The sequence below is a fragment of the Marinitoga okinawensis genome, assembly GCF_055387075.1.
Window position 1 is genome coordinate 178,265 of sequence record NZ_AP042422.1, and the last position, 26,198, is coordinate 204,462.

The 26,198-nt window shown below is 26.8% G+C and carries 19 protein-coding genes; 7 read left to right on the top strand and 12 right to left on the bottom strand.

The features are described 5' to 3' along the window. Positions 1–15 precede the first annotated feature (15 nt). Positions 16–1,470 carry an FAD-dependent oxidoreductase gene (locus tag ACZ5CK_RS00840; protein ID WP_464582019.1) on the top strand — a complete coding sequence of 485 codons (1,455 nt, stop codon included), beginning with the start codon at positions 16–18 and terminating at the stop codon, positions 1,468–1,470. 189 nt (positions 1,471–1,659) lie between these two features. Here the strand turns inward: ACZ5CK_RS00840 and ACZ5CK_RS00845 are convergent, their stop codons facing one another. Next, entirely contained in the window at positions 1,660–5,433 is a 3,774-nt protein-coding gene (locus ACZ5CK_RS00845; RefSeq protein WP_464582020.1) for a glucodextranase DOMON-like domain-containing protein, read from the bottom strand. A 241-nt stretch (positions 5,434–5,674) separates the two neighbouring features. On the opposite strand from ACZ5CK_RS00845, the gene panC reads away from it, so the two are divergent. From panC to ACZ5CK_RS00860, 3 genes are read left to right on the top strand one after another with little or no spacing between them, the layout of a single operon-like run. Beyond that, positions 5,675–6,517, top strand: a complete 843-nt coding sequence (gene panC / locus ACZ5CK_RS00850; protein ID WP_464582021.1) for a pantoate--beta-alanine ligase — start codon at positions 5,675–5,677, stop codon at positions 6,515–6,517. An 11-nt stretch (positions 6,518–6,528) separates the two neighbouring features. Continuing rightward, positions 6,529–8,412: a cache domain-containing protein gene (locus ACZ5CK_RS00855; protein WP_464582022.1), complete on the top strand. Its 1,884-nt coding sequence runs from the start codon at positions 6,529–6,531 to the stop codon at positions 8,410–8,412. Then, positions 8,393–8,878 (top strand): chemotaxis protein CheW, encoded by a 486-nt coding sequence (locus ACZ5CK_RS00860; RefSeq protein WP_464582023.1) that lies wholly within the window; start codon positions 8,393–8,395, stop codon positions 8,876–8,878. Before ACZ5CK_RS00855 ends, ACZ5CK_RS00860 begins: the two co-directional genes overlap by 20 nt. Positions 8,879–8,897: 19 nt before the next feature. Here ACZ5CK_RS00860 and ACZ5CK_RS00865 read toward each other — a convergent pair whose 3' ends face one another. Together ACZ5CK_RS00865 and ACZ5CK_RS00870 are read right to left on the bottom strand one after the other, a co-directional pair. After that, positions 8,898–10,091, bottom strand: a complete 1,194-nt coding sequence (locus ACZ5CK_RS00865) for a flagellin N-terminal helical domain-containing protein (RefSeq protein WP_464582024.1) — start codon at positions 10,089–10,091, stop codon at positions 8,898–8,900. 22 nt (positions 10,092–10,113) lie between these two features. Continuing rightward, on the bottom strand, positions 10,114–12,240 hold the full coding sequence (locus tag ACZ5CK_RS00870) for a hypothetical protein (protein ID WP_464582025.1): 2,127 nt from the start codon (positions 12,238–12,240) through the stop codon (positions 10,114–10,116). Between the two features lie 218 nt (positions 12,241–12,458). Between ACZ5CK_RS00870 and ACZ5CK_RS00875 the strand changes: the two genes are divergently transcribed. Next, on the top strand, positions 12,459–14,546 hold the full coding sequence (locus ACZ5CK_RS00875; protein ID WP_464582026.1) for a HAMP domain-containing methyl-accepting chemotaxis protein: 2,088 nt from the start codon (positions 12,459–12,461) through the stop codon (positions 14,544–14,546). Positions 14,547–14,845: 299 nt separating this feature from the next. Here ACZ5CK_RS00875 and ACZ5CK_RS00880 read toward each other — a convergent pair whose 3' ends face one another. From ACZ5CK_RS00880 to ACZ5CK_RS00920, 9 genes are all read right to left on the bottom strand, one after another. After that, positions 14,846–15,808, bottom strand: a complete 963-nt coding sequence (locus tag ACZ5CK_RS00880) for an asparagine synthetase A (protein ID WP_464582027.1) — start codon at positions 15,806–15,808, stop codon at positions 14,846–14,848. 323 nt (positions 15,809–16,131) lie between these two features. After that, positions 16,132–18,012 (bottom strand): DNA mismatch repair endonuclease MutL, encoded by a 1,881-nt coding sequence (gene mutL, locus ACZ5CK_RS00885; RefSeq protein WP_464582028.1) that lies wholly within the window; start codon positions 18,010–18,012, stop codon positions 16,132–16,134. Next, entirely contained in the window at positions 18,013–18,735 is a 723-nt protein-coding gene (gene rlmB / locus ACZ5CK_RS00890; RefSeq protein ID WP_464582029.1) for a 23S rRNA (guanosine(2251)-2'-O)-methyltransferase RlmB, read from the bottom strand. After that, positions 18,735–19,157, bottom strand: coding sequence for a Mini-ribonuclease 3 (locus tag ACZ5CK_RS00895; protein ID WP_464582030.1), 423 nt, complete (start codon positions 19,155–19,157; stop codon positions 18,735–18,737). The genes rlmB and ACZ5CK_RS00895 overlap by 1 nt, the downstream gene beginning before the upstream one ends. Positions 19,158–19,345: 188 nt before the next feature. Beyond that, on the bottom strand, positions 19,346–19,996 hold the full coding sequence (locus ACZ5CK_RS00900; protein ID WP_464582031.1) for a response regulator: 651 nt from the start codon (positions 19,994–19,996) through the stop codon (positions 19,346–19,348). Beyond that, positions 19,989–21,584 (bottom strand): ATP-binding protein, encoded by a 1,596-nt coding sequence (locus ACZ5CK_RS00905; protein WP_464582032.1) that lies wholly within the window; start codon positions 21,582–21,584, stop codon positions 19,989–19,991. The genes ACZ5CK_RS00900 and ACZ5CK_RS00905 overlap by 8 nt, the downstream gene beginning before the upstream one ends. Before the next feature lie 18 nt (positions 21,585–21,602). Continuing rightward, entirely contained in the window at positions 21,603–21,983 is a 381-nt protein-coding gene (locus tag ACZ5CK_RS00910) for a DUF1987 domain-containing protein (protein WP_464582033.1), read from the bottom strand. A 12-nt stretch (positions 21,984–21,995) separates the two neighbouring features. Then, positions 21,996–22,541, bottom strand: coding sequence for a SiaB family protein kinase (locus tag ACZ5CK_RS00915; RefSeq protein WP_464582034.1), 546 nt, complete (start codon positions 22,539–22,541; stop codon positions 21,996–21,998). A 20-nt stretch (positions 22,542–22,561) separates the two neighbouring features. Further along, positions 22,562–24,271, bottom strand: a complete 1,710-nt coding sequence (locus tag ACZ5CK_RS00920; RefSeq protein ID WP_464582035.1) for a cache domain-containing protein — start codon at positions 24,269–24,271, stop codon at positions 22,562–22,564. Between the two features lie 73 nt (positions 24,272–24,344). Between ACZ5CK_RS00920 and ACZ5CK_RS00925 the strand changes: the two genes are divergently transcribed. Together ACZ5CK_RS00925 and ACZ5CK_RS00930 are read left to right on the top strand one after the other, a co-directional pair. Further along, a complete protein-coding gene (locus ACZ5CK_RS00925; protein ID WP_464582036.1) occupies positions 24,345–25,277 on the top strand; it encodes an enolase C-terminal domain-like protein in 933 nt (310 codons plus the stop codon). Between the two features lie 175 nt (positions 25,278–25,452). Further along, positions 25,453–26,187: a hypothetical protein gene (locus ACZ5CK_RS00930; protein ID WP_464582037.1), complete on the top strand. Its 735-nt coding sequence runs from the start codon at positions 25,453–25,455 to the stop codon at positions 26,185–26,187. Positions 26,188–26,198 lie beyond the last annotated feature (11 nt).

A 26,198-nucleotide genomic window follows, 5' to 3' on the forward strand; every position in this document is an offset into this window, starting at 1 on the left:
TTAGGGGGAAGAATTATGTATGATGTTACTATAATTGGTGCGGGAGTTGTAGGGTGTGCAATAGCCCGTGAATTATCAAAATATGATTTAAAAATTTTACAATTAGAAAAAAGTGATGATGTAAGTAATGGAGCATCAAAAGCAAATAGTGGTATTGTTCATGGTGGGTATGCTGCAAAATATGGAACATTAAAAGGTAAACTATGTTTTGAAGGAAATAGGTTATATGAAAAATTAAATGAAGAATTAAATTTTGGATATAAAAAAACAGGAGCTTTGGTTATAGGTTTTGATGAAAAAGATGAGGAAAATATAAAAAAATTATATGAAAATGGTATAAAAAACGGTGTTTCTGAAAATGAAATGAGAATAATATATAAAGATGAAATATTAGAAATAGAACCCAATATAAGTAGGGATGTGAAAGTTGCATTATTAGCTGAAGATGTTGGAATAACTTCTCCTTACGAAATGACGATTGCTTTAGCAGAAAATGCTGTGAAAAATGGTGTTGAATTAAAACTTGAGAATGAAGTTTTAAATATTAATGAAAATACTGATTATTATACAGTTATTACAAATAAAGGTGAATATAAGACAAAATATGTAATTAATGCTGCAGGAGTTTTTAGTGATAAGATTTCCAGGATGGTTGGTATTGATAATTTTTATATTAAACCCAGAAAAGGACAATATATTATTTTTCATAAAGGATATGGAAAAATAATAAATAGAGTTATTTTTCAAACTCCAACAGAAAAAGGGAAGGGAATTTTGGTTACACCAACTTATCATGGTAATTTAATGATAGGTCCAAATGCTGATGAAGTATCAGAAAAAGAAGATTTAAGTACAGATGTTGAAACATTAAAGTATATAATATCAACAGCAAGGAAATCTGTTCCAAATATAGATTTAAGAAAGATTTTAACCTCTTTTTCAGGAATAAGACCAACACCATCAACAGGAGACTTTATAATTGAAGAATCAAAAGAAAGATTTATAAATGTTGCAGGAATTGAATCACCAGGATTAACATCATCACCGGCTATAGCAAAAATGGTTTTTAATATTTTGAAGAATTCTGGATTAAAAATGATAAAGAAAACAGATTTTGATCCATACAGACCACCAATAATTATAAAAAAGAATCTATCTTATAAAGAGGTAAATAAATTATTGAATATAAATACCCCAGATCAAATAATTTGTAGATGTGAAATGGTAAGTAAAAAAGAAATTATAGATGCTTTAAACAGAGGAATACCTGTAAAATCTATAGATGCAATTAAGAGAAGAACAAGAGCTGGCATGGGATTTTGCCAAGGAGAATTTTGTGGGCCGCGGGTAAGAAAGGTTATTGCTGAAACATTAAACATTCCAGAAGACGAAGTACCACAAAGAGGAAAAGGTTCTGGTATAATACCCAAAAAAGTTAATTTAAATTATTTCAAAAATTTAGGAATATAAAACCAGCTGTAAATACAGCTGGTTTTGGTTTGTAGAAAAAGTTAAAAGTAAAATATTCAAAATAATATTCGAGTTTTCATTCGTTTTATTTTTGAATTCTAATCATATATTCAGCTTCATTCATATTTTATTTTGTTAACAATCTAAAAACTAAAGCTCTGACTAAATCAGTCAGAGCTTTAGTTTTTGTTAAAAGTCTATTTCTACTGGAACTAATGTTGCATATTTTTCTTGTGATGCATCATAACTTGATAATACTTTATGTTGATCATATCCTTCTGGAACTATAATATCAAGAACATATGGTCCGTAATCTCCTGCATCTGCTGGATACCCGCCTAATGTCCATTGTGTGTTTTCTGGTGTAACTGCTCTAAAATTATCTGGTCCATAACCATCTTGAGAACCAACCATAAAGTATGCATAAATTTTATTACCTTTTATATCTAAGAATTTTTTCATTACAATAACAGTTATAATTTTTTCTCCTGGATCTGCCTCTACTTGAACACCTTCAGGTAGTTCTTGTTCATCGGAAGTAGCTAATAATTGACCGTAACTTGGCCATCCAGCAACCTTTATAAAGTAGTCCCAAGGATGTTTTGGATCAAATTGAACTCTAGCGCCATCTTTATATGTTTTAGTTAATCCGCCATCTTTTGTATCTAAATAAATATTAATTAATTGATGTGAGAAGCCTTTAGGAGCACCCCATGGATTTGTCATTTCTCCAAACTTAAATTTAAATACTATGGAGTCATCATTATCATATACTTTAGTCCATTCTATATCCCATAAACCTTTATAAGGTTTAAATGCACCATCTTTAGGGTATGTGTATCCTCCAGGTCCATCTTCATCGCCGATTGGATCTTCAAATATTTTTATTAATTTTCCACCAATTTCTTTTGGTATCATAACATGTACTGGTCCAGTATTTGGAGCAAAGTCAACATCTCCAGAGTTTCCTTTTTCTGTATATGCCATAACAACTGCTAAATTGAATTCATCACCACTTTTAATACCGATTAAATCAAAAGGAATTTTAAATTCAACGATGTTTCCTTTTGCTGCAATGTATCCTGAAGTTTTACCTGCAATCATCCATCTTTCTGTACCACTGGCATTGTAGTAATATAAATCTTTGGAATTAGGATATTTTTGAAGATTGAAACTAAATCTTTTTGCTAGAGCAAATCCGAGATCTGTAATATTTTCTCCTGCTTTTGAGTATGCGGTTCTGGTATTTAATCTCTTGGCGTTTGGCATATCGGTATAAATTTCTAATTTGTAAGGTTTTCCAGCTAATTCATCTATAGATTTTTTAAGTTCTACAGCAACATAAATATTAGAATTATCTCTTCCTACATAGAAACCAGAAATCAAATCTCCTTCTTTATACATAACGCCTGAATCATCATCGGCAAAATATGCACTTTTAGCCATTTCTTTATCATCAACAACGCCATCTAATGTTATTTCAACTTTTCCAATATTTCCTTTTGAGGCTGAAGAAGGCTTTTTGTTTGCAATAAATAAATATCCAGGTATTTTATCTTCGGGAACTTTAGCCATTCTATATAATTGAATTAATAGCTTTTTAAATTGCATATCGAATAATACTTCATTTGGTCCAGCATCTTGATCTGAACCATACCACCAGAACCAGTCACTTCCTTCAGCAGCATATAAAACATCTAAAGCTTTTTTGAATTCTTCATCTGTTAATTTATTTTTGTTTTCCATTAGAATTTTTCTTGCTTCACCAAGCCTATCCCAGGCTTCATTTTCTTCTTTTTCACCATACCATGTATCTAAACTTCCACCAACCCATGAACCTTTTGGTAACTGGTTTAATTCTCCTTTAACTTCATAGTTCTCTATATATTCTTCTGGAGTAACTAATTCAACATATGGATCGTTTGATAATGCTTGATAAAATAATTTTCTAAAATCATTTCCATTATTTGGATAATGTTCCCATGCATTTTCACCATCTAAAGCTACTGTGACGATCATATCTCCTTCATCATTTAATTTTTGTATATTATGTAATGCAGTAAGAAAGTCTTTTACAGCATTTTCTTTAGACATATTAGAATATTTGAATCCAATTCTATCAGAAAGATCAGTATCTCTGAAAAATACGATAACACTTTTTCCATTTACTGTAACTTTATATGGTTTATATAATTTATGTGGATCTCCTGTGTTGACTCCTGCTTTTTGTAAAATTTGTTTATCTGTAATTATCCATTTTACACCATTATCTGCAAACATAGGAACTAAAGGAGTACTTACAGCTTGCTCAGATGGCCACATACCAACAGGTTTTTTGCCAAATATTGATGTAAAATATTCTAATCCTCTTGTGATTTGGGCTTTTGCATCTTCTGGCCAACCCATATCTACTAATAATGGCAATATTGGGTGGTAATATGGGGTTGTTGTTAATTCAACTTTTCCTTCATCCCATAATTTTTTATATTTATCAACAATTTCTGACATTAGTTTATATTGCGCAGAAATAACATATTCTAAATCTTCTTTTGTAAAATCTTTACCTTTTTCTGCTAAAGCTTTTAATTTTTTATCACTATTAATATAGTCAGCATTAATCCAATAAAGATTCCATGAAACTTTTAAATCTAACCAATCTTGATCAGTAAAAGGTTCATTTTTATCTCTTTTATTCCTTAATTCTGCATATCTTGGGTGTGAATCAACAAATTGTGGATTTATATCGAAAAAATGCCATTTAACAAATTCTTTTTCTTCGTCGGTTAATTTATCCTTTAATGATAATTCTAAATATTTATCTTTTGCTCCATTATTTACGTAGTCCATTAATTGAATTAATAACACTGGAGTTATATTGAATGTAACGCTTCCAGAAGTTAAATATTTATCAACTAAATCAGCCATATATGGATAATCATTTATAGCATGAGCTCTAACCCAGGGCATTTCTGCATTTAAATCACCAGGTATTTTATATGAAGGTTGGTGATGATGCCAAACAATAGCTACTTTCAAAGGTTCTTTATTGTCATCGCCTTTAGGGATTTTTGATAAAAAATTTTCTACAGCAGTTTCTGTAATATTTTTAACTTCTGGAGCAGGTGTTGAATTTTCTGCGGAAGTTTGGGGTGGAATATCTCTCCATGAAGCTACAGTATCTTCTTGTGTTTGTTCAGTATCTTCAACTATTACTACTCTATTAGAGATTTCTTCACCATTTTCATCTTTTTCTACAGTATCCCAATTTCCTCTTGTATATTTGTATTCTAAACGTTTACCTACCTCGGTTTCTAATTTATAAGTAGCTTTATTTCCGTTTCTTTCCATTACGAGTTGTCCGGGATCCCAATTGTTGAAATTACCAACGATAAAGATATCATCAGATTGTGGTGTATTTGAAGGCAACGTTACTACAAAAGTAACTATAGCTTTTTCACCAGGTTGAGCTTTTGTTTTTATTTCAGCTGGAATATCTGCCCAACTCTTAACTTCATCTTCAATTACTTTATTTTCATCTGCGGTTACTTTTCTATTAGCAATTTCACCGCCATTTTCGTCTTTTTCTACTGTACCCCAATCGCCTCTTGTGTATTTATATTCTATTTCTGTTCCTTTTTCTACAGTTAATGTGACAGTTCCAGTGTTCCCGTCTCGAGATAAAATATAATTTTCATCATCTGGATTCCAATCATTGAAAGAACCTACTATATAAACATTCTCATCAGTAGGTGTATTTGTTGGTAAAGTTACTTTAAATGTTAATGTGACTAAATCAGAACTATTATCTGTAGGGACAGATGTTTCTTGGGTTTTTGAAGTGATTTCGCTAACAGATGGTGATTTTTCCGTTGCTTGTGCTTGTTGAGCACCACAACTAATTAAAAAAATAGATAATAAAGTTACAATTGCTACGACGAAAAACTTAGAAAAACTTTTTCTCATACTTTTTGTTACCCCCTTTTAATAGAATTTTATATATGTATTTATTGTTATATAATAGTGACCAAGTAGAATTATACACCAATAATATATAAAATTTCAAGTTTTTAATAAAAACTACTGGCGTTTGAATGAGTTTTATTTTGATTTCAATTTTTGTAAGAATATCTTTGAAAAATCATTAATGTGTGGTAAAATTCAGTTAGAATAAGGAATGTAATAATGATAGGCAGGAGGGGTTTGAATGGAATTAATATCTTCTATATCAAAAATGAAAGATATTAGAAATAAATTTATTAAAGAGGGAAAAAGTATAGGTTTTGTTCCAACTATGGGATATTTACACAAAGGTCATTTATCTTTAGTTGAACAAGCAAGAAAAGACAATGATATAGTTGTTGTGAGTATTTTTGTGAATCCAACTCAATTTGGGCCAAATGAAGATTTTGATAGATACCCAAGAGATTTGAATAGAGATATGGAATTATTAAAACCATATAATGTGGATTATATTTTTCATCCAGATGTAAATGAAATGTATTTAACAGACCATTCTACATATGTTGAGGAAACTGAATTAACAAAAGTCCTTTGTGGAAAATCAAGACCAGGGCATTTTAAGGGAGTAACAACTATAGTTACTAAATTATTCAATATAGTTAGACCAACAAGAGCATATTTTGGTCAAAAAGATGCACAACAGTTTAGAGTTCTTAGGAAAATGGTGAATGATTTAAATATGGATGTTGAAATGGTAGAAATGCCAATTATAAGAGAAGAAGATGGCCTTGCAATGAGTTCTAGAAATATATATTTGAATTCTGAGGAACGAAAACAAGCATTAGCATTAAGTAAGTCATTAAAAAAAGCAAAAGAATTATATGAAAATGGAGAGAGAAATCCAAATATTATAAAAGCGGAAATGAGAAAAATATTTAATAAAAACCCTTTAGTAAAAGTAGATTATATAGAAATAGTTGATGAGTATAATTTAAAAAATGTAAATAAAATTGAAGGGAAGATATTAGTGGCAGTTGCAGCTTTTGTTGGAAAGGCACGACTGATAGACAATGTAATTTTAGGATAGGGGAGATAAAAATGTCTAAGATATCAATGAAAGGATTATTAAACATAGTAATAATTATTCTTATAATAATTTCAGTATTTGGCGTTATTTTATTTTTTAAATATGATTTAGGAAATAAAGTGTTTAATCCAATTTCTCGAAGTATAATGTCAAATTTAAATGAAAAAGGAAAATATATTTCATTATATTTTGAGAATGAAATAGAAAAAATAAAGCTAATGCCAAAAGATTATACATATAGTTCTACAGATACTGCAAAAGTGTTAAAATCTTTAAAAAATAAATTAAAGGAATATCCGGAATTTGAAGAATTTTTTATAGCGAATTCTGATGGAGAAACAATATCAAGCTCTAATATATTTACCAATATTTCTAGATATAGGTACTTTCAGGAAATTTTTACTAATAATAAAAAATGGTCTATTAGTGATATATTTACATCAAAAATCTCAGGAGATGCAGCAATTATTTTGGCGGTAGAATATTTTGACAAAGGTAAAAAGTATATTTTTGGAGGCACATTAGATCTAAAAAAAATATTTTTAGAAGCAAATGCATTTAAATTTAATAATGCTGGAGAAATATTTTTTATCGATAATTTGGGGAGTTATTTTAGTGTAAATAATGATGGAAGTATTAATTCTAATACATTTTCAAAGAATTTTAGAGAAAATATAATTAGAAGTTTAAAAACAAATTCAGGATCATTAAATATATCAAAAATGAAGAAAGAATATATTTTATTTGTTAGTTCTATTAATTCTATAAATTGGAAAATTGGTTTTTATATAGATAAAAATTATATTTATCCAAAATTCTCTAAATATTATGTTTATGGAATAATGTATGCTATTGCTATAATATTAATTGCCATTATTTTTACTAATTTAATAATAAAAAAGCGTTTTTATAAACCATTAAACGTAATGAAAAATGAATTAAAGAAAATCAATGAGATGAATTTTGATGAAATAGAAATAAATATCAAAGAACCCATGTTTATAGATTTTTCTGATAATTTACAATTAACAGTTGTCAATTTAAAGGAAAATTTTAATTCATTTTCTGAGCAAATAAATAATTTGGAGAAAAATATTGATAAAACAGATGCAATGATTTCAGAAGAGATTTCTAGAATAAATGAAGAAAATGAAACAATAGATAGATTATCTAAAACATTTGAAGCAATATCTAAATCTGTAAATGATACGCAAAATATATCAGAGAATTTTAAAAACAAACTATCTTCATATGATAATAAATTAGAAGAGTTAAGACATAAATTGTTGAAATCTAAATCAAAAATATCTTATTTTTCAGAGTTAGTATCTAAGATTACCGAAATTTCTAAAAAAGTTAGTGAATTATCATATAGAACAGAAATATTATCATTAAACGCAGCCTTAGAAGCAGCTAAAGAAAAAAGTTCTATGACATTTGCCGTAATAGCTGCTGATATGAGAGATATGTCATATGTTTTGAAAGATTATAATATAAAAACAAATTCACATGTAAATAATATAAAAGAGAATTTAAGTGATTATAAAAATACATTAGACGAGTTGTTTAAAACTATAGATAATAATATTTCAGAAATAAGAAAAGTTACATCAAATTATTCTGATATAGAAAACTTTATAAAAGAGTATTCAATTTCTTCGGCACAAGTAAAAAATGCTTTGAACTTATTAAGATTGATAACAAATAAAAATAAAATTATTATGGAAGATATAGTTTCCAATTATAATGAAATAAAGAAAGACTATAATGAAATAAAGAAAGTATTTTCTTCTAAAAAAACACCTAAAAACTTAGAAGAAATTTTTAGAAAATTAGAAGAAATCGAAAAAAAAGAAGATTCAGGAAGTGAATTTGATGAAGAAGAATCCATTTAAAGATTTAAAAAAAATACTTCTTTTGAAAGAAAAAATAGATTATTATGTGGTTTTTAAAATTGAAAATATATATTATGCATTAAAAACCGACGCAATCAAGGAAATACTTCCATATAAAGAAAAAAAAGAAATGCCAAATACTCCTGGATATATAGTTGGAGTAGTTGATAATAATAATATTCCTATAATATTAATTGATTTAAAAAAACTTATGAATGATAATGAAAATCAGGATTTTGATAAAAATTGCATAATAATAAATTTTGTTTTTGAAAATAAAAATTATGGATTTTTCACTAAAGAAATAATAGATATAATACCTGTTGATAAAGCAAGTTTAAATGAGGTAGGAGAAGAGATGAAAAAAATTTATTTTGTTGATAATGTATTTTCATATGAAGGTAATGTAGTATTGGTGATTAATTTAGAAAAAATATTATTAAAAAAAGAATCCGATGAATATTAAATCATCGGATTCTTTTTTATTATCTAAATAATTGAGTAATTTGTTGTGGTAATTGATTTGCTTGAGATAACATAGCGGTACCACTTTGCATAAGTATCTGTTGTTTTGTGTATTCAGCCATTTCTTTAGCCATATCAGCATCTCTGATACGTGATTCCGCAGCAGTTAAGTTTTCTTCAGCTACACCTAAGTTTTTAATGGTGTGTTCTAATCTGTTTTGTGATGCACCTAATTTAGCTCTGAATGCCGATACTTTATATATAGCTGCATCTAATGCAGTAATGGCAAATTCAGCATCTGATTGAGAATTAATTTTTACTCCTGTTGTAATTCCTAAGTCATCAGCTTTCATACTTTCAAAACCAAGAGTAATTACTTGCCCTTCATTAGCACCAATATGGAACTTAATTGGATCAACATCAGTAGTTACAATACCATATACAGCTATTGCACCACCATCAACTTTGGTTCCACTGGCAAGAGTTCCACCGTAATCTTTTATTTTAGCTATTTGATTAGCATCCCATTTAATACCAATTGTTGCAGTTCCGCCACTTAATGTAACAGCAACTCTTGCGGCAGAGAGAGTTACACTTGTGACTGTAACTTGAGAAATGCCATTTGCATCTATTCTTGAAATTTTAATATCAAGTTGTGATGTAGCAGTTCCTTTAAATTGTCCCACTTCAATTATGATGTTTCCGTTTGCCGTAATACCGCTTGAATAAGATCCTATGGAGAAATGTGCGGAACCAGGAGCAACAAGCTTTGCTTCAGCTGTTCTTGTTCCTTTTATAGAACCGTCTAATAAGTTTTTAGTGTTGAACTGTGTTGTTTTTGCAATTCTGTTAATTTCATTTCTTAATTCTGAAAATTCATTTTGTAATTGATCTCTATCTGCATCAGTATTTGTTTCTGTAGATGATTGAACAGCTAACTCTCTCATACGTTTTAAAATAGAATGAACTTCATCAAGGGCACCTTCAGCTGTTTGTATCATAGATACAGCATCTTGAGCATTTTTAATAGCTTTATCAAGTCCTTTTATCTGGTTTCTCATTTTTTCTGAAATAGCTAATCCAGCAGCATCATCAGCGGCTCTGTTAATTCTTAAACCAGATGAAAGTTTTTCTAAAGTCTTTCCCATACTACCTTTAACATTTGTTAATGTTCTCCAAGCATTTAATGCTTCCATGTTGTGGTAAATTCTCATAAACTACACCTCCATGTTTATGTTATTTGGTTTTGAAATTAATTGTATAATAAATATTTTCAAATTCATCCGCATATGTGTTTCCAAATTCATCAACTATTTGTGATGGATCAATCTTTATTTCCCATGTTTGAGTTGAATCTAGAGTTATCCCATTTAAAATGCCAGAATATTTAACCCTTTTACTTTCTTGATCTGGAGATAAATAGATAGGAATAACTTCATCAGTTCCATTTTCTAAGATTTTGACATTGATATTTATATAATCTCTTTTTATAATTTCCGATTGATCCTTAAATTCAATAAGTATTCTTGGATTTTTTTCTTGAGAACTTACAGATAAATTGTAAAAATCTTCTGTACTTTCTCTCGAATAAACCTCTGTACCTTCTATAGATACTTTATATAATTCCGGAGGATTATTTTCTTTTACTAAAACTTCAAAATCATTATTTACGAAATAATTAGAATCGACGTCTTTACCTGAAATATGTACATAATTATGACCTGCTGGGAATTGATATGATGAATAGATTAAATCTCTTGATTGAACAGGATTAGATTTAAAAATTTCATTTTCATTTACTGCTAAACTATATATATAAGTAGCAGGATAAGAATAATTTGAATGTACATTAAAATGTATATCAAAATTATTTAGTTTGGTGGATTCTGGATCAACTAATATTTTTGCTGGAATATAATATAATGTTGTACTAGAATCGGAATTTTTTTGAATCAAATAGTAATTAAGATCAAAATTATTAATAGCCTCTGTTACTTTAAAGGTTTTATAGTATTCTTTTGAATATAATGGATTGTTTTTTGATATGACTAATTTAAGTTCATAATTTCCTTTAGGTAAATACATTTTTTCAGTTTCTAAATCTGTACTATTTGTTGTAATATCTAATTTTTTATACTCTAAACCATCTTTTTTTAAAATAAAATTGTATTTTAATTCATCAGAAAAATCTCTGTTTTTATTTACATTAACTTTAAAAAATATGGGATCTCTATTTGTGAGTATAGTATTTTCATTTATTTTGATGTTTTTATCTAAATAATCTTTTTTATAGATATCAACATTTGCAGTGAATTCCTCAAATTTTTTCACATGAAGTAAAATTTTATTTTGTGTAGAATCATTTGTTATCAAATTTTTTGTAGTTAAAAATAAATTGACGTCACCAGAATTTAAATAAATAGGACCATATTTAAATTCTTTTTTATCACTGACAGAATTTTTTATAGATCCGTCATCATCTGAAATTTCAAACATATAAGAAGCAGGTAAACTATACTTTTCAACGATATTCATAACAATATATAAAGGGTCAACTGTTGAAAGTGTAGAATCATTTGACAATATTGGGCCATCATATGAGTTTTTATGAATAGTAGCTTGTAAATCAAAAGACGTATCTATATCTTTTGGAAGTAAATCTACAGTTGTTCTGCCAAATCCATTGTTTACTGTGTCATACACCTCAACAGATATTGTGTATTTTTTATTTTTAAATAAAACAGGAGTGGATTCAAAGGATTTATTTTTTAGATTGCCTTCTTCCAATAAAGAGTTATCAAAGAAAATTTTATATGAAAAATCGCTATTATATTCTATTTTTGGATCTATTGAAACTAAAATGGAATAATTTCTATATGGATCATACAAATTTCCTTTTAACAATTCTCCTGTTTCTGCATTTTTAAATTCTAATTTTGGTTCTAATTCTTTTTTATAATCATATACATTTATATATAATTTATTTTCGCTAAGAAAATCTTCTCCACCTATTGAAAAGATACCTTGTATTTCATAATTACCTGTTTGATTTAATGTGAATGTTCCTGAATAAGTATTTTCATTTAGTGGTGTCAAATCAACAGTTCTTACATTTTTTCCATCCTCTGAATTAATAATATTTAAATGAGCTTTTCCAATATTAGCCAAAGGAGAATCTAATCGAAGGATAACTTCTCCAGATGCTTCATTAATATCCTTATTGAGTATAGTTTTTGTTTGCGTTGAAAAAGAAATATTGACTTTGATTTGGAACTTAGATTTGACTGGTTTTATGCATGAAGAAAATAAAAAAGTTAATAAAAAAACTAATAAAAAAATATTGAATAAATTTCTTCTTTTCATAGAATCCCTCCATGGAATAATCTTTCAATTTATCATTCTTTGAAACGAATAAAATTCCTAAAAAATAAAAAACCATAGGATTTGTTAAAATTTACCAGTATATAAAAAATCTTTAAAGCCTACCGTTATTAATTATTTATAATAATGTTTTTGAAAATCAAAGGTTAAGGTATATAATAAAAATATAGTAGATATTAAAAATTAATGGAGGGATCGAAATGACAATAAAAGCAAGAATAAGTATAGGGTTTCTAATTATATTAATTATCGCTGTTATAATAGGATTTTTAGGATTATATTCGATAAATAGTATTAAAGGTAACGTTGTAGAAATAGCAAATGAAAATCTTCCTAAAGTTGAAAAAATATTATCTATATATCAATTACAAACATCTATAGAAAAATCTGAAATGGCATTATTGGGATTTACAGATCAAAAATTAAGAGATGCTGAATATGAAAAGATTAATGATACCTGGAAATCTATAAATAAATTTATAAAAGATTATGAAACATATTCATTAGATAAAACAGAGAAAAAATACTGGGATGAATATAAAGAAAAATTAAGTGCATGGGAAACAGCACATGCAAGTTTTATGGAATTATCAAAAAAATTAGATGAAACAAAGATTCTTGATCCTAAATCATTAAAATTAGATATTAAAACATATGAAAGTGAATTATATAGATTTGCGTGGGTTTTAGAAAAATCTATTTTAGAAAACACGCCATTTGAAGAAGAATTAAATCCTCATAAAAATCCTTTTGGAATATGGTTAGATAATTATCAAACAGAAAATGATTATTTAGCAGAAACATTTGATGAATTGAAGGGATATAATGAAGGATTATTAAAAACAGCAAGTACAATAAATAGAACATTAAAAAGAAAGAATGAAAAACAATCCAAATTAATGCAAAGAGTGTATAATAACGCATTGATACCGTATTTAAATAAAATATTTGATGATTTTGAAATAATAAATCAGGTTGCAGATGAGTCTTTGGATTTACAGAATAAAATGATAGATCAAAGTTTGAATGTGGATTTACCTTTGTTTAATGAAACAGCAAGTGTTTTAAAGAAAATTGTAGATTTTAATAGAACAATGGCATTGCAAAAGGGTAAAGAAGCAATTAATAGATCTCAAAAGGCCTTATATATTATTATTTTAAGTATTTCTGCTGGAGTAATTCTATCAATAATATTTGCATTATTGATTGGAATAAATATTGTAAGGCCTATAAAAAACTTAATGGAAAAAATAGAGAAATTTGGTAAAGGTGACTTAACAGTAGATTTTAAAATAAATGGCAACGATGAGATAGCTTTGATGTCTGTAGCTCTTGACAATATGGCTAAAGATTTGAAAGAATCAATGCAAATGATAGTTGAGGCTGGGAATAAATTATCATTATCTTCAAACACATTAGCTTCAATTTCTGAAGAGCAAAATGCCATATCAGAGGATTTAGCATCACAATCAAAGGTTATAGAATCAAATACAGTTGATGCATCAGCTTCAGTTGAAGAGGTGTCTTCTGGCGTTGAAGAGATAGCAAGTTCGGCACAGATGATTTCAAGTAGTGCTGAAGATTTAAACATTAAAGCAAATGAAACTTCTGAAGCGGCAACTAATGGTGAAGAATACATTAATAGAATTGCGGAAATAGTTGAAAATGCAGTAAAAGAATCAACTATAACTCAAAACACTGTAAATGAGTTATCAGAGAAAGTCCAAAATATAGGAAATATTGTAGAAACTATAAATCAAATTACAGAACAAACAAATTTATTGGCTTTAAATGCAGCGATAGAGGCAGCAAGAGCGGGAGAAGCAGGGAAGGGATTTGCAGTAGTAGCTGATGAAATTAGAAAATTAGCTGAACAAAGTAAAGCTTCAACAGAAGAAATTGCGAAAATATTGATTTCCGTAAAAGATGGAGCTATTAGTGCAAATGAAGCAACAAATAAGGTAGTAGGTGTAATTAAAGATATAGATAGTGAATCAGAAAGGGTAGTATCACAATTTAAAATAATACATGATAAAGTGCAAGAAATAGTTTCTAAAGTGCATGAGTTATCATCGGCATCAGAGGAACAAAGTGCTTCAACGGAAGAAATGGCAGCAGCTATGGATAGAATTTCTAAAGTTATTAATGAAATATCTGAACAAGTTAAATATATGGTAGATGCAATAGAACAACAAAATCAAAGTTCTAGACAAGTAAATGAGTCTGCTGAAGAAGGAGAAAAACTTTCAAAATCTTTGATGAATTTAATAAAGAAATTTAAAATATAATAAAACGGGCTGAAAAGCCCGTTTTATTATATTGCAGATTGTTGACAAACTCTATATTTAAATACAAAGTATTTTCAAAAAATAATGTTTACTCATACGGAAAATTCTAAATCCTCAAAAATATTCATTCTCGCTGGGCGCTCAGACGCACATCCTGATTGACTTCGCTTAAAATCACATCCATGTGATTTTATCCGGCTTCATTCATATTTTTTCGGGAATTTTCAAGTATTCGCTCATATTATTTTTTTAGAAAATACTTTGTTGACAGTTTAAAACGGGTTGAAAAGCCCGTTTTATTATATTGAATGTTTACCTGGAGTTTTGGCAAAGAGTCTGGTTTTTTCAACGTGATCTAAAGCTAAAATCCACCTCGTGAATCTTTCGATACCAATTCCACACCCTGCAGAATGTTTTAATAATCCAGCTTTAGCTACTTTTAAATAATCTTCAAATTGTTCTGGCGGAGTTTTTTTCAGTTCCATTCTTTTTAGTATTTGATCATATTCATGTTCTCTTTCACCACCAGAAATAGCTTCTTCAAAACCTTCTGGATATATTAAGTCGAAGTCAAGTAAAACGTCAGGTCTTTCAGGGTCTTGTTTGTCATAAAATTCCCTTTCCATTAAAGGAATGTCTATCATCCAAAAAGGTTCATTAGCATCTAAAGAAGCCTTTTTTTCGTAATCATCACCATATTTTTCTTTCAATTCTTTTACAGTATATCGTTTAAAAGGTTTTGAAGGGGTTTTTAATGTAGGATGATATTTTTCTATAATATCTGTATATTTTTCTTTAATTTTTTCAACAGTATAAATTATAGCATCTTCCATTACATCAAATACATCCTCGCGAGAAGCTTCTAACATTTCCATATCAATTTGAACGAAATCAAATAAATGTCTTCCTGAATCCATTTTATCTTCAGTTTCAAGTCTAACATTAGGAGATACAATATATATTTTTTCATGAACTAATACAGCTACCTGCTTGTGTAAAATCATTGATTTCGTAACAGAATATTTTTGACCATAGTATTCAAATTCAGTTTCAAAATGTGGATGGTTTAAAGGATCAGTTATAGGCGAAACAGTAACAGGTAATAATTCAACAAAACCTTTGTCATCTAACACATATCTAATACCCTTTAATATTTCACTTTGAACAAGTGTAGCATCTTTGAATACAGGATTTTCTAAATATTCTTTCACTAGTTCTACAGTATTAACCTTTCTTTTCATAACATCTTCCATAAATTTCATAATACCCTCTCCCTTCTCTAAATAAAATTAATATATAAAATCTCTCCCTCTCCAAGGTATTTTCAAGAAGTGCTTGAAAACTTGAAAAATTATTAATAAAATTAATTATGATTAAATAATTATGATATAAAAAACCGGCGCTGTAAATTTCTACAGCGCCGGTGAATTATAAACAACGAGTTACCTCGCGTTACACCAACGCTGGTAAATATTATTATTATTATTATTATTATTTAATTGTATTAAATTAATAGCGTAAATTTTATCCATAGGTAACACTCCTTAAGATTTTTTTCTTATTATACTACAAAAAAATTACGATGTCAAGTCCTTTCAAAAAAATCATCTAATTTTTTAAATGGTATTTCCATAGAAATAGGTCTCCCATGTGGACAGGTTAATATATTATACTCAATTATTTTTTTTATTAATGTATCTAATCCAACAGGGTCGTCACCGGTTTTTACAGCAGCTCTGCATGACATAGTTGCAATGGCATGATCAAAGATTTTTTCAGGGGATTCTATTCCCTCTAATCTCATTTCATCAAGAATCTCTGTAATGGCATTTTGTGGATCATTTATTTTTATATTTGATGGTAATCCTGTGATATAGTATTCATCGTTATTTTTTGTGATTTCAAAACCTAATGTTCTGATTCTTTCAATACTATTCTCTAAAATTTCTTTTCTCGAATTGTCTAGTTTTAGTTTTATAGGTAACATTATCATTTGTGTTGTAATATTTTCGTTTTCAAAAAATTCTTTTTTTAAGTCTTCATATATAACTCTTTCATGAGCAGCATGAAAGTCTATAAATTGAATTGAATCTTTTAATTCTAAAACTATATATCTTTTTGCTACTAAACCTAGAATCTTATAATAATCAATTTTTTGTGGGGGATTTTTATCGTTATCAGCATCAATTTTTTTTGATTCAATTTTTTGTAAAAAGTTATTTGGCGAAGAAATTATGTTTTTAGATAAATTTCTTTCATGTATTTTTTGTTGATAATAAGGTGGTTCAGTTAAAGTTTTTTCTGTTTTTATTTCATCAATAGTATTTTTCTTTTTTAATAAAAAAGTATTATATGTATCTTCTTTTTCTGATACAAAGGGTATTTTAGATTTGTTTTTATCATCAGAAATTTCTTTTCTTAGATTTATATTTTCATCATAGTGTTTTTGATTTTCTTCAACAGCAATGGACATTTTAAATTTTGTTTCTCTTAAAAGAGTATCTCTAATTAATTTTTTCAATTTATTATATATAATTCTGGATTCTGAAATTTTAACTTCCAGTTTTTGAGGATGAACATTTACGTCGACTTCATTAGGGTCTATCTCAAGAAAAATAATGCCATATGGATGTCTTCTGGATTCAAGCATCTCTCCGTATCCTGATTCAAAAACAGCAAATAAATCTCCAGATTTTACATACCTATTATTAATAAAAAATATTTGTGCTGTTCTGTTATTTCTAGTTACTCTAGGATGAGAAATAAAACCTCTTATTTTAAACCAAGTTTCAGTAAATTCTAATTCAAAAAAATCCTCTTTTTTCGTTTCTGGAAATAAAATATTTATTTTTTCCAGTAAATTCATATTTTCTTGAACAGAATAAATTTTTTTCCCATCTTTTACATAATCAAGAGAAACATTTGTGGCTAGTATAAACTTTTCAATAATTTCTGTAACCATTCTTCCTTCAACTGCAGGAGATTTTAAAAATTTTCTTCTTGCAGGGACATTGAAGAATAAATCTTTTACCTCAATAGTAGTTCCATATGGAGCATCTATTTTTTTTGTGTTTATAGGTTCTCCGCCTATAAAATCTATAGCTGTGGCAATTTCATCTTTTTTTCTTTTAGATATAATACGCATTCTTGAAACTCTGGAAATAGCTGATAAAGCCTCACCTCTAAAACCATATGTATTAATAGAATATAAATCTTCAACATTTTTAATTTTACTCGTTGTATGTGGTTGTACAGCTAATAATATTTCTTCTTCAGACATACCAATTCCATTGTCTGTAATTCTGATATAGGTTTTTCCACCATCTTTTATTTCAACAATAATATTATTTGCATGAGCATCTAAAGCATTTTCCAAAAGTTCTTTAACAACAGCAAATGTGCCAGTAACAACTTCGCCAGCAGCAATTTTCATAATTACTGATTCTGGTAACTTAATTATACTCATTTAATCACCTGCTTTTTGTCTATATATTTCGAATAATAAAATTCCTGCGCTTACAGAAACATTTAATGAATCAACGTTGTTAGCCATAGGAATATATATTAATGCATCACATTTTGATTTAACTTTATCTCTAATTCCGCTACCTTCATTCCCCATAACTAAAGCCACTTTGCCTCTTAAGTCCATTTTATAATATATATTGTTACTCATATCGGCACCATAAACCCAGAATCCCATTTTTTTAATCTCTTCAATGAATCTAGCTAAATTAGTTACTTTTAATATAGGTATTTTAAAAGCTAAGCCCACAGAAACTTTTATAACTGTGGGAGTTATTTCAACAGAATTATCTTTTGGTATAACAATTAAATCAGCATCTGCAGCAACTGCGGATCTAATAATAGCTCCAAAATTATGTGGATCTTGAAGTTGATCTAATATAACAATAGTAGAATTTTCATTTAAATGGTCTAAAATATTTTCTTCGGCATATTTGAATTCTTTTCCAATATCTATAACAACTCCTTGATGTTTGGGTATTCCTGCCATTTTTTGTAAAACTTTATCAGGTGCAAATGAAAATGAATAATTATTTTTTTTAGTTAATTCTACTAAATCGTAAAAAGAGCGATCCACATTTTTACTATCGGTAAAATAAATATTTTTAACAGGATATTTTGCACTAATAATTTCTTTTAAAACATTTCTTCCGTATACATACATTATTCTCTCTCCTTTAAAGCATTTTTAGCTAAATCTAATATTTCATTTAATCTATTATAATCTTTTTTTAGGAATAAATATCCAATAACTGTTTCGAAAGCAGTAGATTTTCGATAATCGATGTCATTACCTCTTTTTTTCGCTCCTTTAGAATTTAATCCGCGTTTGTATAAAGCCTTTTCTTCTTCAGTGAAATTGTCTATTATAATATCAACTATTTTTGATTGAGCTGTTGCACTAATATAGTTTTTACTTTCATTATGTAATTTACCTGCTTTTTTTCTTCCTGTATCTATTATATAATTAATAAAATATAGATTAAGAACAGCATCGCCTATGTATGCAAATGTATCTACAGGAACTTCTTTTAGATCTATTATGTTACTATTAAATAATTTTCCTAACGCATCAAATTCACTCATAAGATACTCCTTTCAGAAAAGATTGTATTATAAAGTTTGTATTATTAATTATATCATAAAACTTAGCACCTTACGGTGCTAAGTTTTAGTTTATAAAAAAATCACAAAATATTCAAAAAAATATTTTACACTTTACATTATTTTTTTATATTTTATTTTCAATTTATAATTTAACGACAGGCGTTAAATTAAATTTCTATATCAACATTTCCACCGTGATTTTTTATTTTCAACATTATGTCATTCAATGCTTTTTTTAAAACAAGTATATTTTCATTTTCATCGAAATATGTGAAAACAATATTTAAAGGTTTTATTATTAAAAAGCCGTCAACTATTTTATTTATTTTTTCAATAACCTTTCCATTTAAAGGTTTCAGAATATGAATTCTTAAAACTCCATTCACATTTTTAACTTCTAAAATTTTTTCGTCCTCTTGTTTTTTATAAAGCTTTCTTATTTTTGTAACTTTATTTTGTGAAATAAAGACTTTATTTAAAGCTTTCTTAAGTTTTTCTATGCTTAATGGTTTTATAATAAAATAATCAGCACCGAAATTTAAAGCATCAAAAATGTCTTTTTTATTGTTTATCACGCTAATAATAATAACTTTTGAATCCGGAAATTTTCTTTTTAACTTTTTTAAAGCATGAATTCCATCAGTTTTTTTTAGCATTAAATCCAATGTTATTATATCGGGCTGTAATTTTTGATATATATCAATCAAATTATAACTATCTTCTAATTCATCGACAACAGTATGACCAAGTTCATTTAAAAAATTTTTTAATGTATTTCTTATAATTATATTATCTTCAATAATTAATACTCTAGCCATGGAATAAACCTCCTGAAGATTTTGGTAAAATAATTTCAAAAGATGTACCTTTTAAAGTTTTTGATGAAATTTTTATTTTTCCATTTAATTTTTCTATTTCATTCTTAACAATAGTTAATCCCCAACCCTTTCCAGCAAATTCATTTGGAGAATCATATGTAGTAACTCCTTCTTTGAAAATTTCATATAAGACGTTATTACTTTTTTTATTGATTTTTTTTAATTTGTTAATATCAATTCCTTTTCCATCATCAGATATTATGATATAAATGTTTTCTTTATCTTCAAAAATTTTACAATATATATTTCCTCCTGCAGTTTTATTTAAGGATAATCTCTCTTCCGGTAATTCAATACCATGAACAATAATATTACGGAATATATGTATGAGAGATTTATTAAAATTGAAGTATATTTCTGGATCAAAGAAAATATTACTATTACTTTCTATATTAAAACTATTAATTTCTTTACCAAATTTAAGAGCCAACTCATAGGAATATTTTTTATACATATTGAAAATATCGATAAAAGAGGAGTAGTATATTTTTTTTAATTTAATTAATATTTTTTTGGAATAAGATTCTGGTAGCTCTTTTTCTATTAATTTTTCCAGATCTAATAATTTGTTTTTATCAATCCACAACTTATCTTCTTTTAAAAAATTTTTACCTAACATATTTTCTATAATATTTATTTCATAGTCGATAAAATTTTCGGGTTTTTTTTGCTGAATAATATTTAAAATATAATTTTTTGATATATTATCTTTTTTTATATAATTTAAAGTATTTTCAAAATTATCAATATTTTTTCCAGCTTTTATCATATTCCATTGTAAAAATAAGCCTTTATATGTATGCATTTTTTTTAGAAGATCAGATAAAAAGATATTTAAGGGAATAGTATTAATGTTATAATATAATTCTTTTGTACAATAATTGATATAATCATCAATAGTTTTTTTTACAATATCTCTATACATTATAATATTCAATATCATTTTATTATTATTTTTTTCAATTTCTAATTTTTCTTCCAGTATTTTTTTCTCGGTAATATCAGAAATTATGCACATTATTTCCTTTTCTGATTCTAAATGGAGTATTTTATATCTAATTTTTAAGATCTTATTGTTTATCTTTATTTCGGTTGGTAGAAGCTCTAAATAAACATCCTCTTTTTCATCATTTTCAAAGATGTGATTTAAAATTTTCTTTTCTATTTCATGGTCTTTGCCGAATAACAGATATAATACATTCTCTTTAAAAATATTTTCTTTATTAAAGATATTTAAACATTCATTACTATAATCTCGATTAATAAGAAAATTATCTCCAAAAGTGAAAAAACCTTCTTCGGAATTATCTAGAAGTAGCTTTAAATTTTTTTTAGTTTCATTTAACAATTTATGGTTAATATCACTTATTTTGGCTATTTTTTTTGATTGATTTAAAAGTTGTTCATAACTTTTTATTAAAGAAAAATAATTTTCTTTTATTTTAGTATCAGAAAGAGAATTATTTTCTAAAAATTTTTTGTGTTTTTCTAGAATTTCTATTTCATTAAAAAATATGTCTTCACTCATAATTATACCTCTAATATTTTATTTTTTAATCATATTAAATGGAATATTCAAATCTTCCATAAAGCTTTCGGCGATTTCATATGAAAACTCATTATCTTCATCATAATACCAATTGATTATTATATTTTTATTGTTTTCATATGCTTCTTCAAGAATATCTAATATGAACATTATGGATTTTGTACTACTTGTATTTAAATAACTGATGTCAAATTTAAAAACAACTTTTTCATCATTTGGTAAATTATTAAAATAATTTTCTAACCATTCAAAAATAGGATTATAAAACTCAAAAGAATTTTCTGGATAAGATTCTCCTTTTATGGATAAAATATTCTTTTCTGGATCAAAATCAATTTCTGGGGTAGACTTTGTAGGTTCAATATATAATTTCTTCATTATTTTACCCTCCTAAACTTTTATTATTAATATAAAATAATAGTAATTTTCATCTAATTTTATGAAATCGTATTCGAATTTTTCAGAAGCTCTTTTAGCCATTTCAAGAAAACCAAGACCAGCCCCACCGGTTTTACTCTTAAAAGTTTCTTTTAACCTTTTTTTATATAGTAATTTTATTTCATCTTTACTTAAAGAATTTATTTTATTAATATATTCTTTTAAACTTTGCATATCTTCTTTTTTTATAATATTTCCAGAACTGATAAAATATTTTTGCTCACTTTTTCCTATTAATAATATAGATTCTAAAAAAACGTGATTTTTTTCTTCTGCGGTTAAAATTCTTTCATAATTTTTGATATTTTGACTTTGTTCTATAAATACAGAAAAAACATTGTTCGAGGGGGTATTAAGATTTTTATCATTCTTCATATATTCTCTTAATGCTCTCCCGATTTCTTCAATTATCCCCTGAGAGAAAGGTCCAATAAAAGACATTATAACATTACTTTCTGTAATTTTCTTCTTCAGTTCAAGAATTATTTTCGGATACAAAATAATTCCCCCCTTTGAAATTATTTTAATTTAAAACCAATAATAGTAATATCATCTCTTTGATCTTCTCCAGCCATATATTCATAAATAGATTCTTTAAAACTCTTTTTTTGTTTAACCATAGACTCATTAAAACTCTTTTTTATCAAATTAATAAAATTCTTTCTACCAAATCTCTTTCCCTCAGGATTATTTTGATCTTCATACCCATCAGAAGACATATAAAAAGACATATTTTCTTTTATTTCAATAATATGTTCTTTAAAGGTATAATCTTCTTTAGAACGTTTATAACCAATTCCCTTATTATCCGCTTTAATTCTAATGACTTCACCATTGTGTGTATAATATAAAGAAATTCCAGCACCGCTATAAATAAGTTTTGATTTATCTGGTGAAATATAACATAAACCAATTTCCAAGCCATCATCAATTCTATAATCCCTATTGTTTGAATTTATGGCTTTTTTAAATAATATATTTAATTCACTTAATATTTTAGAAGGATTTTTAATATTTGTATCATCGATAATTCTGTTTAATAAAGAATTTGCAACCATCGTCATTAAAGCGCCTGGTACCCCGTGGCCGGTACAATCGACCACGGCTATGTAAGAAGAACCATCTTCTTTTTCTTTGAACCAGTAAAAATCGCCTCCAACTATATCAGCGGGTTTCCAAAAAACAAAAAAATCTTTAAAGTTCTTTTTTAACATATTTTCTGAAGGTAGAATAGAATTTTGAATGTTTTTAGCATATAAAATACTATCCATGATTTTTTTATTTTTTTCTTTTAATTCGTTGGTTTTTATTTCTACTAAAGTCTTTAACTTTGCATTAGATATTATAGTATTTTGTAAGATTACAAAAGCGATTAGTAATGCGAGAGAAATTAATGAGTAAGAAATAACTCCTTTAATAACTGGAGCCATAACTTCGCTTGTTTCAACTGTTGTAATAATATACCAACCAGTAGAAATTAATTTTGTATAAGCAACATAATAATTTTTAGAATTTATAGAAGCTTTTATAAGATCTTTTTGTTTGTCGAAAGAGTTTAAATCAAACATAAATTTTTTATTTATATTTTCAAGATTTTTATGAAGAATAATAGTACCTTCTTTATTTACAACGAATGTTTGACCGGTTTTATAGCTTATTTCTGAATTTGTTAAATTTACAAATTGACTTATAGAACAATCTATAGATAAAACACCTACAATTTCATTGTTTTTGTTAATTAAAGCTTTTCCTGTAGATATTAACCAAGCTTTTGTTTTATATTCTTTATAAGGTGTTCCGATGTATACAGTTTTTGGATTTTTAATTCCTTCTTTATACCATGGTCTAATAGTGGGATCAAATTCTTCTGGTACTTCCCAATCATTAATAACCATTTTCTTGTTCTTGTATCCCACATAAACATATGCAATATTTTTGTTTGAATTTTGATAGTTTTTTAAAACTTCTAAAACTTTTTTTTCACTTTCTCTGGAAAATTCAGCGTTTATAAAATCCTTATCATTAGCAAATGTTTCTGCAAAATGTATTAATTCTTTAAAATAATCATTGATAAAAGTAGCAACAAGAGAATTTTCGCTTTTTATATAGTCTTGCGCTTTACCTAAATTTATATTATAATAGTTAATAGAGAAAAATAAACCTATTCCTATAATTAATATAATGGAAATGAGTGATAAAGGCAAAATAATTTTATGTTTATTTTTCATTATTGGCACCTCATTTTTTAATATTTATTATATTATAATTATATCAAAAAAATATGAAAATAGGAGGAATAATATGAATAGAAAAAGAGATGTGTATTATTGGCAAGAAAGAAGCGTTTTAAAATATTTAAATAAGGAATGGGTAGAACATGCTGTATTTAAAATTGACTCAAATGGAGTAGAAGGTATTGGTGCAGGAACACCAAATCCTGATTATGGTGAAACATATAAAACAACTATGGCAATTATAGAAAAAATGAGGAAATTAACAGAACAATGGATAGATTTGAATGATTATGCAGAATTTGAGAGAAAAATGAATAATATTGTAAAATTTGATATGTCATCAAAAACTGCTGTAGAAATAGCTATTGCTGATTATATATTAAATTCAAAAAATTTGGATTTAACGAAAATATTATTTTCTAAAAATACATTAAATGAAGAAATGAAAAAAGTATATGTTTATAAAGATATGGGATATTCTGTCTATGAAGAGATTTATGATGCAATTGCAGTAAAAATAGAATTTTTAGAAAAAATATCTTTAGAAGAATTAGAAATATTGAAAGAGAATATAGGAAAATACAATGTTTGGATAGATTTTAAGGGAATATTTAATCATTATGAGGTAAAAAAAATCTTGGATATTTTTAAAGATATTAATATAATAGCAATTGAACAGCCATTACCAGTTGGAAGTGAAATTGCGGTAAAAGATTTGTTGTTAAAATATTCAGTTTTTTGGGATGAATCATTTAAAAATATTCATGATATTATGAAATTAAAAGATATATCAACAGGATTGGTTTTTGAATTAACAAAATTTGGTGGAATAATGAAAACAGCAGAATATCTAAATTTAGCAAGGAGCCTTGGTTTAGAAACAATGATTTCATCCAGAATAGAACATCCTATTACATTAAATTGGGCTAAAAAGATAAAAAATTCTTTTAATTACATAGATCTTGATTATGAACATTATATAGAAAAAACCTCTAAATAAGAAATCCGATGGATTTCTTATTTTTTTATTGAATTTTATTATTAATAATGTATAAATATAAATAACAATAAATAATTGTATATAATAACTGTTTTTGAAGTTTCTTAATATTAAAAATAGTTGTATAATATTATTGCAACAAAAATATAACATTACATCTATAGGAGGGGTGTGTATGAGAAAATTTTGGATATTTTTAATGTTGATTGCAGTTTTATCTTTTGCATTAGTAGGATGTGTAAAACCTAAAGTTGAAGAACAACCTGAACCTATTATGTTAAAAGTAGATTTGCCAGATAGTTTGCCTTCGAGTATAACAAGTATTTATTTAGCAGGGAATTTTAATAATTGGACATTTTCTGATGATTATGTATATGATGTAGTTACAGAAAATGGAAAAAAAATGGTTAATGTTGAATTGGATTGGGATAATTTAGAATATCCTATTCAGTTTAAATTTTCTGATAAAATGGATTGGGCTGGGGTAGAAAAAGGTCCTGATGGAAAAGAATTAACAAATAGGGTTATTTTTGAAAAACCACTTGAATCAAAAAAATTGAGAATTTGGAATTTTGCTGATACTTCAATAGATTATTCTTCTATGTCTACACCAGTTACAGTAAAATTGGTGGTTGAAATTCCAAACAACACACCTGAAGCATCTGGAGTATATATTAGAGGAGATTTAATAAATGCTTCTTGGGATGGCACACCTTTGACATTAAATGATGGAAAATATGAAGTTACTTTAACTCTTAATTCTTATCAATTGTATCAATATAAATACGTTTTAGATAATACATGGGATCATGTTGAATTAATGCCTGATGGATTATCAGATATACCAAATAGATGGATTGTTGTAACTGATAATGAAACTATAGTTAATAAAATTTATGCTTGGAAATAATTAAGTAGCCC

What these genes read in the sequence shown, in the direction of transcription:
- ACZ5CK_RS00905 (WP_464582032.1), bottom strand. Translation starts at nt 21,584, where the DNA reads ATGAGTGAAGACATATTTTTTAATGAAATAGAAATTCTAGAAAAACAC.
- ACZ5CK_RS00855 (WP_464582022.1), top strand. Translation starts at nt 6,529, where the DNA reads ATGTCTAAGATATCAATGAAAGGATTATTAAACATAGTAATAATTATT.
- rlmB (WP_464582029.1), bottom strand. Translation starts at nt 18,735, where the DNA reads ATGTATGTATACGGAAGAAATGTTTTAAAAGAAATTATTAGTGCAAAA.
- ACZ5CK_RS00845 (WP_464582020.1), bottom strand. Translation starts at nt 5,433, where the DNA reads ATGAGAAAAAGTTTTTCTAAGTTTTTCGTCGTAGCAATTGTAACTTTA.
- ACZ5CK_RS00930 (WP_464582037.1), top strand. Translation starts at nt 25,453, where the DNA reads ATGAGAAAATTTTGGATATTTTTAATGTTGATTGCAGTTTTATCTTTT.
- ACZ5CK_RS00920 (WP_464582035.1), bottom strand. Translation starts at nt 24,271, where the DNA reads ATGAAAAATAAACATAAAATTATTTTGCCTTTATCACTCATTTCCATT.
- ACZ5CK_RS00840 (WP_464582019.1), top strand. Translation starts at nt 16, where the DNA reads ATGTATGATGTTACTATAATTGGTGCGGGAGTTGTAGGGTGTGCAATA.
- ACZ5CK_RS00860 (WP_464582023.1), top strand. Translation starts at nt 8,393, where the DNA reads ATGAAGAAGAATCCATTTAAAGATTTAAAAAAAATACTTCTTTTGAAA.
- ACZ5CK_RS00865 (WP_464582024.1), bottom strand. Translation starts at nt 10,091, where the DNA reads ATGAGAATTTACCACAACATGGAAGCATTAAATGCTTGGAGAACATTA.
- ACZ5CK_RS00900 (WP_464582031.1), bottom strand. Translation starts at nt 19,996, where the DNA reads ATGGCTAGAGTATTAATTATTGAAGATAATATAATTATAAGAAATACA.
- ACZ5CK_RS00870 (WP_464582025.1), bottom strand. Translation starts at nt 12,240, where the DNA reads ATGAAAAGAAGAAATTTATTCAATATTTTTTTATTAGTTTTTTTATTA.
- ACZ5CK_RS00910 (WP_464582033.1), bottom strand. Translation starts at nt 21,983, where the DNA reads ATGAAGAAATTATATATTGAACCTACAAAGTCTACCCCAGAAATTGAT.
- mutL (WP_464582028.1), bottom strand. Translation starts at nt 18,012, where the DNA reads ATGAGTATAATTAAGTTACCAGAATCAGTAATTATGAAAATTGCTGCT.
- ACZ5CK_RS00895 (WP_464582030.1), bottom strand. Translation starts at nt 19,157, where the DNA reads ATGAGTGAATTTGATGCGTTAGGAAAATTATTTAATAGTAACATAATA.
- panC (WP_464582021.1), top strand. Translation starts at nt 5,675, where the DNA reads ATGGAATTAATATCTTCTATATCAAAAATGAAAGATATTAGAAATAAA.
- ACZ5CK_RS00880 (WP_464582027.1), bottom strand. Translation starts at nt 15,808, where the DNA reads ATGAAATTTATGGAAGATGTTATGAAAAGAAAGGTTAATACTGTAGAA.
- ACZ5CK_RS00925 (WP_464582036.1), top strand. Translation starts at nt 24,345, where the DNA reads ATGAATAGAAAAAGAGATGTGTATTATTGGCAAGAAAGAAGCGTTTTA.
- ACZ5CK_RS00875 (WP_464582026.1), top strand. Translation starts at nt 12,459, where the DNA reads ATGACAATAAAAGCAAGAATAAGTATAGGGTTTCTAATTATATTAATT.